The 12,709-nt window shown below is 67.9% G+C and carries 12 protein-coding genes; 9 read left to right on the forward strand and 3 right to left on the reverse strand.

Translation table 11 applies throughout. The features are described from left to right. Positions 1-13 precede the first annotated feature (13 nt). A complete protein-coding gene (locus RCO28_RS11310) occupies positions 14-1,597 on the forward strand; it encodes an ABC transporter substrate-binding protein (protein ID WP_308940915.1) in 1,584 nt (527 codons plus the stop codon). Between the two features lie 133 nt (positions 1,598-1,730). Here the strand turns inward: RCO28_RS11310 and RCO28_RS11315 are convergent, their stop codons facing one another. Next, a complete protein-coding gene (locus RCO28_RS11315; RefSeq protein ID WP_282534790.1) occupies positions 1,731-2,402 on the reverse strand; it encodes a response regulator transcription factor in 672 nt (223 codons plus the stop codon). A gap of 21 nt (positions 2,403-2,423) precedes the next feature. Next, on the reverse strand, positions 2,424-3,317 hold the full coding sequence (locus RCO28_RS11320; RefSeq protein WP_308940916.1) for a RecB family exonuclease: 894 nt from the start codon (positions 3,315-3,317) through the stop codon (positions 2,424-2,426). Positions 3,318-3,496: 179 nt separating this feature from the next. On the opposite strand from RCO28_RS11320, the gene RCO28_RS11325 reads away from it, so the two are divergent. The 3 genes from RCO28_RS11325 to RCO28_RS11335 all read left to right on the forward strand — a co-directional run bounded on the left by RCO28_RS11325 (position 3,497) and on the right by RCO28_RS11335 (position 6,834). Beyond that, positions 3,497-5,083, forward strand: a complete 1,587-nt coding sequence (locus RCO28_RS11325) for a site-2 protease family protein (RefSeq protein ID WP_308940917.1) — start codon at positions 3,497-3,499, stop codon at positions 5,081-5,083. A gap of 68 nt (positions 5,084-5,151) precedes the next feature. Then, positions 5,152-6,063 carry a tRNA (adenine-N1)-methyltransferase gene (locus tag RCO28_RS11330; RefSeq protein WP_308940918.1) on the forward strand — a complete coding sequence of 304 codons (912 nt, stop codon included), beginning with the start codon at positions 5,152-5,154 and terminating at the stop codon, positions 6,061-6,063. Positions 6,064-6,261: 198 nt separating this feature from the next. Further along, complete coding sequence (locus tag RCO28_RS11335; RefSeq protein WP_308940919.1) at positions 6,262-6,834, forward strand: hypothetical protein; 573 nt, start codon at positions 6,262-6,264, stop codon at positions 6,832-6,834. A 39-nt stretch (positions 6,835-6,873) separates the two neighbouring features. On the opposite strand, the gene RCO28_RS11340 is transcribed toward RCO28_RS11335, so the two are convergent. Next, entirely contained in the window at positions 6,874-7,185 is a 312-nt protein-coding gene (locus RCO28_RS11340; RefSeq protein ID WP_308940920.1) for a ferredoxin, read from the reverse strand. 230 nt (positions 7,186-7,415) lie between these two features. On the opposite strand from RCO28_RS11340, the gene arc reads away from it, so the two are divergent. The 5 genes from arc (at position 7,416) to prcB (ending at position 12,694) form a co-directional block, all read left to right on the forward strand. Beyond that, positions 7,416-9,182, forward strand: coding sequence for a proteasome ATPase (gene arc / locus RCO28_RS11345; protein ID WP_308940921.1), 1,767 nt, complete (start codon positions 7,416-7,418; stop codon positions 9,180-9,182). A 235-nt stretch (positions 9,183-9,417) separates the two neighbouring features. Beyond that, a complete protein-coding gene (gene dop, locus RCO28_RS11350; RefSeq protein WP_374991148.1) occupies positions 9,418-10,929 on the forward strand; it encodes a depupylase/deamidase Dop in 1,512 nt (503 codons plus the stop codon). A gap of 138 nt (positions 10,930-11,067) precedes the next feature. Further along, on the forward strand, positions 11,068-11,286 hold the full coding sequence (locus RCO28_RS11355; RefSeq protein WP_282513164.1) for a ubiquitin-like protein Pup: 219 nt from the start codon (positions 11,068-11,070) through the stop codon (positions 11,284-11,286). A 5-nt stretch (positions 11,287-11,291) separates the two neighbouring features. After that, positions 11,292-11,897, forward strand: a complete 606-nt coding sequence (locus RCO28_RS11360) for an endonuclease VII domain-containing protein (protein ID WP_308940922.1) — start codon at positions 11,292-11,294, stop codon at positions 11,895-11,897. Then, positions 11,849-12,694, forward strand: coding sequence for a proteasome subunit beta (prcB, locus tag RCO28_RS11365; RefSeq protein ID WP_308940923.1), 846 nt, complete (start codon positions 11,849-11,851; stop codon positions 12,692-12,694). The genes RCO28_RS11360 and prcB overlap by 49 nt, the downstream gene beginning before the upstream one ends. The last annotated feature ends 15 nt before the right edge of the window (positions 12,695-12,709 follow it).

Here is a 12,709-nt window from a genome sequence, read left to right on the forward strand (position 1 = left end):
AACGAAGAACCACGTGAACAAGCGCACCCAGCGGTACGCCCCGTTCCTCGCGGCGGGACTCGCCGCCGGACTGCTCACCGCCTGCGGCACCGACCAGGGCGACGCCGCCGACACCGGCGGCGGCGTGGTCATGGGAATGTCCGACGCGGTCCTCGCCACCGACCCCGCCGCCGGCTACGACCCCGGCTCGTGGATGCTGTTCAACAACGTCTTCCAGTCGCTGCTCAGCTTCCCCAAGGGCGGCACTCAGCCCGAGCCCGACGCGGCCGAGGAGTGCGGCTTCACCGACGCCCACACCCGCGTCTTCCGCTGCACCCTCCGCTCAGGACTGAAGTTCAGCAACGGCAACGCGCTGACCTCGAAGGACGTCAAGTTCTCCTTCGACCGCACCCGCGAGATCAACGCCGCCGACGGCCCGGCCGGCGCCATGCTCTCCTCGATCGACCACATCGAGACCCCCGACGCCCGCACCGTCGTCTTCCGTCTCAAGGTCCCCGACGCCACCTTCCCCAGCAAGATCGCCTCCGGCGCGGGCTCCATCGTCGACCACCGCGAGTACCCGTACGACCGGCTCCGCAGCGACCACAAGGCCATCGGCTCCGGCCCCTACACCCTGGAGTCCTTCAGCGACGACCAGTCGGTGTTCAAGGCCAACCCCAAGTACCGCGGCCCGGCCGAGCACAAGAACTCCGCGGTCACCCTCAAGTTCTTCCACGACGACCAGAAGAAGCTGAAGCAGGCCGTCCTCGACGGCGACATCGACCTCGCCTACCGCGGCCTCGCCGCCGAGGACATAGCCGACATCGAGCAGCAGGGCGACGAGTCCGGCGTCGAGGTCGTCGAAGGCTCCAGCGCCGAGGTCCAGCACCTCGTCTTCAACATGGACCACCCCGTCACCGGCAAGCCCGGCGTCCGCAAGGCCCTCGCGTACCTCCTGGACCGCGACGCCCTCGTCGAGAAGGTCCACAACGGCACCGCCACCCCGCTGTACTCGATCATCCCGTCCGGCATCACCGCCCACACCACCCCGTTCTTCGACACCTACGGCGCCCGCCCCCAGCGCGACAAGGCCGCCGCCGCCCTGCGCGAGGACGGCGTGCGCGGCAAGGTCGACCTGACCCTGTGGGCCACCCCCTCCCGCTACGGACCCGCCACAGTCCAGGAGTTCAAGGCCATCGCCGAGCAGCTCAACGACAGCGGCCTCTTCGACGCCAAGGTCAGGTCCGTACCGTTCGAGCAGTACGAGAAGGACATCAAGGCCGGGAAGTACGGCGTCTACGCCAAGGGCTGGGTCCCCGACTACCCGGACCCCGACAACTTCACCCAGCCGTTCTTCGGCCACGACAACGTCCTGCAGAACAACTACACCAACAAGACGATCACCGACCGGATCCTCCCCGGAACCGCCGGAGTCAGCGAACGCTCCGCCACCGCCGAGGACTTCGGCGAACTCCAGGACATCGTCGCCGACGAACTGCCCCTCCTCCCCATCTGGCAGGGCAAGCAGTACGCGGTGACCTCCGACCGCGTCACCGGCGTCGAATGGTGCCTGGACGCCTCCACCGTCTTCCGCTTCTGGGAACTCGAGAAGCACTGACGCCAGAAACACGAAGGTCCGGGGCCGACATCACTCACCGGCCCCGGACCCTTGACGTCCGCTACAGCAGAGCCTCGACGTTCCGCTCCCGCGGACCTTCGACGTTCCGCTCTCGCGGACCCTCGACGTCCCCCTACTGCGCCCCGGGGCGCACCAGACCGCTCTCGTACGCGTACACCGCCGCCTGCACCCGGTCCCGCAGGCCCAGCTTCGTCAGCACATGACCCACATGCGTCTTCACCGTCGTCTCGCTGACGAACAGATCCGCCGCGATCTCGGCGTTGGACAAGCCCCGCGCCACCAGCTTCAGGACCTCGACCTCACGCTCGGTCAACGTGTGCAGCGTGTCCGGCACCGGCTCCTCGCCCGACGGCAGATGCCCCGCGTACTTGTCGAGCAGCCGACGCGTGATGCTCGGCGCCAGCATCGCCTCACCCGCCGCGACCACCCGGATCGCCTGCACCAGCTCGTGTGCCGGAGCGTCCTTCAGGAGGAAGCCACTGGCACCCGCCCGCAGCGCCTCCACCACGTACTCGTCGAGGTCGAACGTCGTCAGGACCAGCACCTTCGCCGGACCGTCCTTCTCCGGACCCGTGATCTGCCGGGTCGCCTCCACCCCGTCCATCCGCGGCATACGGATGTCCATCAGCACCACATCGGGCTGCAGCGCACGCACCTGATCAAGCGCCTGCAGCCCGTCACCCGCCTCACCGACGACCGCGAGATCCTGCTCGGCCTCCAGGATCATCCGGAAACCGGTGCGCAGCAGCGGCTGGTCATCGACCAGCAGGACGCGGATCGCCACGAGAAAACTCCTTCGACAGGCCTAGACCGGGCCGCCCATTCTGCCCTGCTCCTCCCCACCGGAGCCGGGCGCCCCGACCGGAAGCGGATACGGCGGGGGAGTCCCCCCGAATTCCGGGCATACCGCCTGGTGGTCGCACCAGCCGCACAGCTTCGTCCGCCGCGGCCGCCAGTCACCCGACTCGGTCGCCTGCCGGATCGCGTCCCACAACGCGTGCAGCTTCCGCTCCACCCGCTCCAGATCCGCCGGCACCGGGTCGTACGTCAGCACATCACCGCTGCCCAGATACACCAGCTGCAGCCGCCGCGGCACCACACCCTTCAGGCGCCACACCACCAGGGCGTAGAACTTCATCTGGAACAGGGCACCCTCCGCGTACTCGGGGCGCGGGGCCTTGCCCGTCTTGTAGTCGACGATGCGGACCTCGCCCGTCGGCGCCACGTCCACGCGGTCGATGATGCCGCGCAGTCTCAGGCCTGACTCCAGCTCCGCCTCCACGAACAGCTCCCGCTCGGCCGGCTCAAGCCGCGTCGGGTCCTCCAGGGTGAACCAGCGCTCCACCAGCGCCTCGGCCTGCGCAAGCCACTCGGCCATCCGCAGCCCCGCGCTCTCCTCATCCGCATCGCCGAACAACTCCGCCAACTCCGGCTTGGACGCCCGCAGTCGGTCCCACTGGCCGGGCACCAGCGACTTCGCGCGCGGCGCGGTTCGCTCGGCCGCCGGGGCGTCGAAGAGCCGCTCCAGGACGGCGTGCACCAGCGTGCCGCGCGTCGCCGCCTCGCTCGGCTTCTCCGGCAGCTTGTCGATCACCCGGAAGCGATAGAGCAGCGGGCACTGCATGAAGTCGCTCGCCCGGGACGGCGAGAGCGACGCCGGGGGGACTGCGGCCACGGCAGCGGCGGTGCTGTTTTCCATGGAGAAGACCCTACGACCCGGCACTGACAGCGGACGCATACCATCGACGTCGAACCCTCTCGCACTGCATGATCAGAGAAGCAGCGGCTCACGGCGCCCCGTTGGATGCGCCGGCCGGAAGACGGGCGGGCGCGTCACACGGCGGCGGAAGACGCTTCGAACGAGGAGACAGGGTCACAGTGGACGAGAGCGGCCAGCCGCGCTCCCGCACCGGGGGAGCGGCCCCCGGCACCGACGAGAGCACCGAGAACGCCGAGCGGTCGGCGGATCTTGCTGCGCCCGCGGACGATACGACGGACACGGCGGCGGACACGGCCACGGACACGCACACGGACACGGACACGCACGCCGCGGAGTCCTCCGCGGCGTCACAGCACGAGCCCGACCGGGAGCCCGATCCGGAGCCGGACCCGAAGCGCGAGCCCCACCGGGAGCCCGATCCGGACCCGAAGCAGGAACTGGACCCGAAGCAGGAACTGGACCCGAAGCCCGAGCCGGACCCGAAGCAGGCACCAGAACCGAAGATCCAGCACCCGAGCCCGAACGCCCCGGACCCGCAGCCCATCGCCCTCACCAAACCCACCAGCCCGAAACCCCCCGCCCCCAAGCCCGACCGCCCCCGCGGCGGCATCGTCATGGGGCGGATCCTCGGTGTGCCGATCCACGTCGCACCCAGCTGGTTCCTCGTCGCCGCCCTCATCACCTGGGTCTTCGGCGCCCAGCTCGACCGGATCCTGCCCGAGCTCGGCGCCCTGCGCTATCTCGTCTCGCTCTTCTTCGCGGTCGCCTTCTACGCCTCCGTACTCGTCCACGAGATCGCCCACACCGTCGTCGCGCTCCGCTACAAGCTCCCCGTCCGCCGCATCCAACTCCAGTTCTTCGGCGGCGTATCCGAGATCGAGAAGGAGTCCGAGACGCCCGGCCGCGAGTTCATGCTCGCCTTCGTCGGCCCGCTGCTCTCCCTCGTCCTCACCGCCGCCTTCTACGCCGGGATGTACGTCGTAGAACCCGGAACCGTCCCCGGCGTCCTCATGGCCGGCCTGATGATCTCCAACCTCATCGTGGCGATCTTCAACCTCCTGCCCGGGCTGCCCCTCGACGGCGGCCGCATGCTCCGCGCCGTCGTCTGGAAGATCACCGGCAGGCCGATGGCCGGCACCGTCGCCGCCGCCTGGGTCGGCCGCGCCCTCGCCGTCTCCGTACTCATCGGACTCCCGCTGCTCACCCAGTCCGGCATCCTCGGCGGCACCGCCCCCCGCAGCGTCGGCATGGAGACCGTCACCGACGCCCTGCTCGCCGCCATCCTCGCCGCGATCATCTGGACCGGCGCCGGCAACAGCCTCCGCATGGCCCGCCTGCGCGAACACCTCCCGCAGCTCCAGGCCCGCACCCTCACCCGCCGCGCCGTCCCCGTCACCTCCGACACCCCCCTCTCCGAAGCCCTCCGCCGCGCCAACGCCGCCGGCGCCCGCGCCCTCGTCGTCGTCGACACCGAGGGCGACGCCACCGCCGTCGTCCGCGAAGCCGCCATCGTCGGAGTCGCCGAACACCGCCGCCCCTGGGTCGCCGTCAGCGGACTCGCCCAGGACCTCACCGACGGCATGCGCCTCTCCGCCGAACTCGCCGGCGAAGACCTCATCGACACCCTGCGCGCCACCCCAGCCACCGAATACCTCGTCGTCGAACCCACCGGCGAGATCTACGGCGTCCTCTCCACCGCCGACGTGGAACGCGCCTTCGTCAAGGCCATGGCCCGCACCCGCTGACCCACCGCCGAGCCCGCCGCCCACCCCTCGTGGTCCGCCGCCCGCGACCGGGCCGGTACGCTGGTCGCATGTCCGAACCGACCGGTGCCGCCCGCCGACGCGGGCCCTTCAAGGTCGGGGACCAGGTACAGCTGACCGACCCCAAGGGCCGCCACTACACGTTCACGCTCGAAGAGGGAAAGAACTTCCACACCCACAAGGGTTCCTTCCCGCACGACGAGCTGATCGGCGCACCCGAGGGCAGCGTTGTCCGCACCACCGGCAACGTCGCCTACCTCGCGCTGCGCCCCCTGCTCCCCGACTACGTCCTGTCCATGCCCCGCGGCGCCGCCGTGGTCTACCCCAAGGACGCGGGGCAGATCCTCGCCTTCGCCGACATCTTCCCCGGCGCCCGCGTCGTGGAAGCCGGCGTCGGCTCAGGCTCGCTCAGCAGCTTCCTGCTGCGCGCCATCGGCGACCAGGGCATGCTGCACTCCTACGAGCGCCGCGAGGACTTCGCCGAGATCGCCCAGCAGAACGTCGAGCGCTACTTCGGCGGCCCCCACCCCGCCTGGCAGCTCACCGTCGGCGACCTCCAGGACAACCTCACCGACAGCGACGTCGACCGCGTCATCCTCGACATGCTCGCCCCCTGGGAATGCCTCGACGCCGTCTCCAAGGCACTCGTCCCCGGCGGCATCCTCTGCTGCTACGTCGCCACCACCACACAGCTGGCCCGCACCGTCGAGTCGATCCGCGAGATCGGCTGCTTCGCCGAGCCCCAGCCGTGGGAGTCGATGATCCGCAACTGGCACGTCGAAGGCCTCGCCGTCCGCCCCGACCACCGCATGATCGGCCACACCGGCTTCCTGCTCACCGCCCGCCGCCTCGCCGACGGAGTCGAGCCCCCCATGCGCCGCCGCCGCCCCGCCAAGGGCGCGTACGGCGAGGACTACTCCGGACCGAACGCCGACGGCGGAGCAGCAGCCGCCGGCCGCTGACCGCACACAGAAGCACCTCAACGAACAAGCGCCGCCGCCGAGTTCCCGTACCGACCACGGAACTCGGCGGCGGCGCTTCGCCGTTGACCGCTTATACCCGACAGCAACTCATCGCACCCCGCCGTTCCACCCCACTGTGACGTATGGCACCATGCTGGGCACCCCTCCCACCGGCACAGCCCACAGGAGACGCTCCTAGTGCAGCACCCCGCCGTCCCGGAACTGGCACACACAACCCCCCGCCCCGTGCACTGGCTCGCCACCGCCACGGCACTGGCCGCAGTCGTCGCGGGCTCCTCTTTCCTGCAGCCCGACCACGCCACCGCAGCCCAGGCAGGCCCCCCGGCCGCCACCAGAACCACCGCACCCGACCCCAAGAACGTCGAATACCCCCTGCAGTGCGGAGTCACCGCACCCCAGATCCAGAAGCACGCCACCGGCGACCTCGACGGCGACCAGAACCCCGAAACCGTCGCCGTCGTCCGCTGCGCCTCCGGCTCCGGCACCCCACCCAGCGGCGTCTACGTCATCGCCAACCCCACCGAAGGCAACCCCCGCGTCGTCGCCACCCTCGTCGACCCCAAGGACCGCCTCAGCGTCACCGACTTCGCCGTCCGTGACGGAGCCGTCACCGCCACCCTCCTCGGCTACTCCTCACCCGATGTCCCGAGCTGCTGCCCGGACACCCAGGACAAGGCCAAGTGGCAATGGCAGAACGGATCGTTCGTACGCAGCGAACAGCCCGACGAGCCCGCAGCCAAGAGCGTCTGACCCCACCGGAACCCAGCACCACCCGAGGTGTACGGACCGCTACTCCGCGTCCGGTCCGTACACCTCGACACGGTCCGTCACACGCCGCACATGAATGCAGTCGCCCGGACACTCCTTCGCCGAGTCCGCGACATCCCTCAACAACGGCAACGGCACCCGCGTCGTAGCCCCCGGATCCTGCAGCAACTCGTCGTCAGCGCTCTTCACATACGCCAGACCGTCGATGTCGAGCTCGAAGACCTCCGGCGCGTACTGCGCACAAATGCCGTCACCGGTGCACAGGTCCTGATCGATCCAGACCTCCAGCTCCTCGCCGACAGCCGCTCCCCGGGCCTCCTGCTGCACGCTCATGTCTCCTGCTTCACTCACAAGTCGGCCCCGTACGGACGGGTGTTGGACCTTCCGACCCTACAACCGCTCGCTTTTTGATGTTGTTCCGTGGGTATTCACCTGGCGTGAGGGAGTACGCAAGGGTGAAGATCGGACACACCCCAGACCTCTTTGTGATCTAGGGGTTTCAATCCGTACCTGCCCAGGTAGGGTCAGGAAGCGTCCAGCTCCCCTTGGAGGAGGTGAGGACCGTGGCAGCCCACGACGACGACATGAACCGCGGCATCCGCCCGGGTCGAGGGTCCGACGACCCTGCCGGTCAGATTGCCTATCTCGAGCAGGAGATCGCCGTCCTGCGACGCAAGCTCGCCGACTCTCCGCGGCACACGAGAATTCTCGAAGAGCGGATCGTCGAGCTGCAGACGAACCTGGCCGGAGTCTCCGCCCAGAACGAACGGCTCGCGAACACGCTCCGTGAGGCCCGAGACCAGATCGTGGCCCTCAAGGAGGAAGTCGACCGGCTCGCACAGCCCCCCGCCGGCTTCGGTGTCTTCCTGCAAGCCAACGAGGACGGCACCTGCGACATCTTCACCGGCGGCCGAAAGCTCCGCGTGAATGTCAGCCCCAGCGTCGAGCTCGACGAGCTCAGGCGCGGCCAGGAATTGATGCTCAACGAAGCGCTCAACGTGGTCGAAGCCATGGAATTCGAGCGCGCCGGCGACATCGTCACCCTCAAGGAGATCCTCGAGGACGGCGAACGCGCCCTCGTCGTCGGACACACCGACGAAGAACGCGTCGTCCGGCTCGCCGAACCGCTTCTCGACATCACCATCCGCCCCGGCGACGCCCTCCTGCTCGAACCCCGCTCCGGATACGTCTACGAAGTCGTGCCCAAGAGCGAAGTGGAAGAACTGGTCCTCGAAGAGGTCCCGGACATCGGCTACGAACAGATCGGCGGCCTGGGAAACCAGATCGAACTGATCCGGGACGCAGTCGAACTCCCCTACCTCCACCCCGACCTGTTCAAGGAGCACGAACTCCGCCCGCCCAAGGGCGTGTTGCTCTACGGCCCCCCCGGCTGCGGCAAGACACTCATCGCCAAAGCAGTCGCCAACTCCCTTGCCAAGAAGGTCGCGGAAGTCACCGGACAAGCCGCCGGCAAGAGCTTCTTCCTCAACATCAAGGGACCCGAACTCCTCAACAAGTACGTCGGCGAGACCGAGCGGCAAATCCGCCTCGTCTTCCAACGTGCACGCGAGAAGGCCAGCGAGGGAACCCCCGTCATCGTCTTCTTCGACGAGATGGAATCCCTCTTCCGCACCCGCGGATCCGGCGTCAGCTCCGACGTGGAAAACACCATCGTCCCCCAGCTGCTCGCCGAGATCGACGGCGTGGAAGGCCTGCAGAACGTCGTGGTCATCGGCGCCTCCAACCGCGAGGACATGATCGACCCCGCCATCCTGCGTCCCGGCCGCCTCGACGTGAAAATCAAGATCGAGCGCCCGGACGCCGAGGCCGCGAAGGACATCTTCGCCAAGTACATGAAGTCCACGCTGCCCCTGCACGCCGACGACCTGGCCGAACACACCGGCGACCGCGACGCCACCGCAGCCGCCATGATCCAGTCCGTCGTCGAGCAGATGTACGCCGAATCCGAGGAGAACCGCTTCCTCGAAGTCACGTACGCCAACGGCGACAAGGAAGTCCTCTACTTCAAGGACTTCAACTCCGGCGCAATGATCGAAAACATCGTCGGCCGCGCCAAGAAGGCCGCCATCAAGGCCTTCCTCGACCAGAACCAGAAGGGCCTCCGCGTCGCACACCTGCTCCAGGCATGTGTCGACGAGTTCAAGGAGAACGAGGACCTTCCCAACACCACCAACCCCGACGACTGGGCCCGAATCTCCGGAAAGAAGGGCGAACGGATCGTCTACATCCGTACCCTCGTCACCGGAAAGCAGGGCGCCGACACCGGACGCTCCATCGACACCGTGGCGAACACCGGGCAGTACCTGTAGAAAGCAGGGCGGCTGCGGGTGCCCCACACGGGCCACCCGCAGCCGACTGCTTTCCAGGACAACACCCGAGCCACAGCAATGACCGAATTGATCTCCCCACCAGCGCAAAGGCGTTCTAGGCTCTTCCGTACCGCCGAAAGCGCAGTGCGGGGACGGGCACCGCACACGCACCGGAGAACCAGCGGTACTTGAGCGCCGTTCCCACCGGGGAACGCCGCCGGGCAAGGAGGGCCGCATGACCGTACGGCGAGTAATGGGCATCGAGACGGAGTACGGGATCTCCGTCCCCGGCCACCCCAACGCCAATGCCATGCTCACCTCGTCCCAGATCGTCAACGCCTACGCGGCGGCGATGCACCGGGCCCGCCGGGCCCGCTGGGACTTCGAGGAAGAAAACCCCCTGCGGGACGCCCGAGGCTTCGACCTCGCCCGCGAGGCCGCCGACTCCAGCCAGCTCACCGACGAAGACATCGGCCTCGCCAACGTCATCCTCACCAACGGCGCCCGCCTCTACGTCGACCACGCACACCCCGAATACAGCGCCCCCGAAGTCACCAACCCGTACGACGCCGTCCTCTGGGACAAGGCCGGCGAACGCATCATGGCCGAAGCCGCCGAACGAGCCGCCCAGCTCCCCGGCGCCCAGCCCATCCACCTCTACAAGAACAACACCGACAACAAGGGCGCCTCCTACGGCACGCACGAGAACTACCTGATGAAGCGGGAAACCCCCTTCTCCGACATCGTGCGCCACCTCACGCCCTTCTTCGTCTCCCGCCAGGTCATCACCGGCGCCGGACGCGTCGGCATCGGCCAGGACGGCCACGAACACGGCTTCCAGATCAGCCAGCGCGCCGACTACTTCGAAGTCGAAGTGGGCCTCGAAACGACCCTCAAGCGCCCCATCATCAACACCCGCGACGAGCCTCACTCCGACGCCGAGAAATACCGCCGCCTGCACGTCATCATCGGCGACGCCAACCTCTCCGAGATCTCGACGTATCTGAAGCTCGGCACCACGGCCCTGGTCCTGTCGATGATCGAGGACAACTTCATCGCCGTGGACCTCGCCGTCGACCAGCCCGTACGCACCCTCCACCAGGTCTCCCACGACCCGTCCCTGCAACACCTCGTCACCCTCCGCAGCGGCCGCACCCTCACCGCCGTACAACTGCAGATGGAGTACTTCGAGCTCGCCCGCAAGTACGTCGAGGAGCGCTACGGAGCCGACGCGGACGACCAGACCAAGGACGTCCTCACCCGCTGGGAAGACGTCCTCACCCGACTCGAGACCGACCCCATGAGCCTCTCCGGCGAGCTGGACTGGATCGCCAAACGCGAACTCATGGAGGGCTACCGCCGCCGCGACAACCTCGACTGGGACGCCGCACGCCTGCACCTCGTCGACCTCCAGTACGCCGACGTGCGCCCCGACAAGGGCCTCTACAACCGCCTCGCAGCCCGCGGCAAGATGAAGCGCCTCCTCGACGAGCCGGCCGTCGAACGCGCCGAGACCAAGCCCCCGGAGGACACCCGCGCCTACTTCCGCGGCCGCTGCCTCGAGCAGTACGCGGACGACGTCGCCGCGGCCTCCTGGGACTCGGTCATCTTCGACCTCCCGGGCCGCGACTCGCTCCAACGCGTCCCAACCCTCGAACCGCTTCGCGGAACGCGAAATCACGTCAAGGAGCTGCTCGACCGGTGCAGGACGGCCGAAGAGCTCGTACGCGTACTTTCCGGCAGCTGAGCGGCGGCTGAAAGCCCGGGAGCTGGGAATCACTGGGGTGGGCCCCGCGCGTTGAACGAACTGCGGGGCCAATGTCGGACCCAGAACGTAGGGTCTGATCAAGAACGTCGAACGTCGACACCGAGCGGGGTGAGTCAGATGGCTACCAAGGACACTGGCGGCGGACAGCAGAAGGCGACGCGTTCCACCGAGGAGGTCGAGGAGCAGGCGCAGGACGCCGAGGCCTCGGAGGATCTCAAGGAGCGCCAGGAGAAGCTGAGCGATGATGTCGACTCGGTGCTGGATGAGATCGACGACGTACTCGAGGAGAACGCAGAGGATTTCGTCAGGTCATTTGTGCAAAAGGGCGGACAGTAACGGACATGTCGGACTCGCTCGATCGGAAGCGCTGCCCAAAGTGTGAGCGGGTGCTTCCGGTCGCGTCGTTCGCCAGGGACAAGAACCGCCGGGACGGGCTGCAGGCGCACTGCCGGGAGTGCGTGGCGAAGTACAGCGCCGCGCACTACCGGCGCCGCCGCGAGGCCGAGGGCAAGGTCGTCAGAGTCAAGATCCCGGTGCCGCGAGGTCACAAGCGGTGCCCGCAGTGCGGCGAAGTGAAGCCGCACGCGCAGTGGGAGCGCAACAAGACCTCCTCCGACGGCTGGGCCAGCTACTGCCGTGAGTGCCGTGCGGAGCGGAACCGGATCGCGTACTTCAAGCGCAAGTACGGCCTGACCCCTGATGAGTTGGACGACCTCAAGGCCCAGCAGATGGGCGTCTGTTGCATCTGCCTCACGGCTCCTGCAGAACATGTTGATCACTGTCACGAGACGGGTAAGGTCCGTGGCGTGCTGTGCTTCAGCTGCAATGCGGGCTTGGGTCAGTACAAGGATCGACCGGACGCCATGAGGCGGGCCGCCGCTTACCTGGAAGGAAACTCGTGGAAGCCAATCCTCGTAGCACCGGGCGTCTACCAGCTGCCTTCCTGACGCCTGGGTCCTCGTCCTTCGTGGACTTTCTCTCCGAGCACCAGCCGGAGTTGCTGCCGGGCAATCGTCAACTCCCGCCGGTGAAGGGCGTGATCGAGGCGCCGCACGGCACCACGATCGTCGCCGCGACCTTCCCGGGCGGTGTCGTGCTCGCCGGTGACCGGCGGGCGACGATGGGGAACATGATCGCGCAGCGCGACATCGAGAAGGTCTTCCCGGCGGACGAGCACTCGGCGGTGGGTATCGCCGGCACGGCTGGTCTGGCCGTGGAGATGGTGAAGCTGTTCCAACTGGAGTTGGAGCACTTCGAGAAGGTCGAGGGGGCGACGCTCTCGCTGGAGGGCAAGGCCAACAGGCTCTCGACGATGATCCGTTCCAACCTCGGCATGGCGTTGCAGGGCCTGGCCGTGGTCCCGCTCTTCGCGGGGTACGACCTGGATCGCGAGAGGGGCCGCATCTTCTCGTACGACGTGACGGGTGGCCGTTCCGAGGAGCAGGGGTACGCGGCCACCGGTTCCGGGTCGATCTTCGCTCGTGGGTCGATGAAGAAGCTGTACAAGGACGATCTGACCGAGGAGCAGGCGACGACGCTGGTCGTGCAGGCGTTGTACGACGCGGCGGACGACGATTCGGCGACGGGTGGGCCTGATGTGGCGCGCCGTATCTATCCGATCGTCACTGTGATCACTGACGAGGGTTTCCGTCGGCTGAGCGATGACGAGGCTTCGGAGATTGCCCGCTCGATTCTTGAGCGGCGGCTCGAGCAGCCTGATGGTCCGCGTGCTGCGCTTCTTTGAGCCGGTTCCGGAATT

The sequence above is a fragment of the Streptomyces sp. LHD-70 genome, assembly GCF_031157275.1.
Taxonomy (GTDB): domain Bacteria; phylum Actinomycetota; class Actinomycetes; order Streptomycetales; family Streptomycetaceae; genus Streptomyces.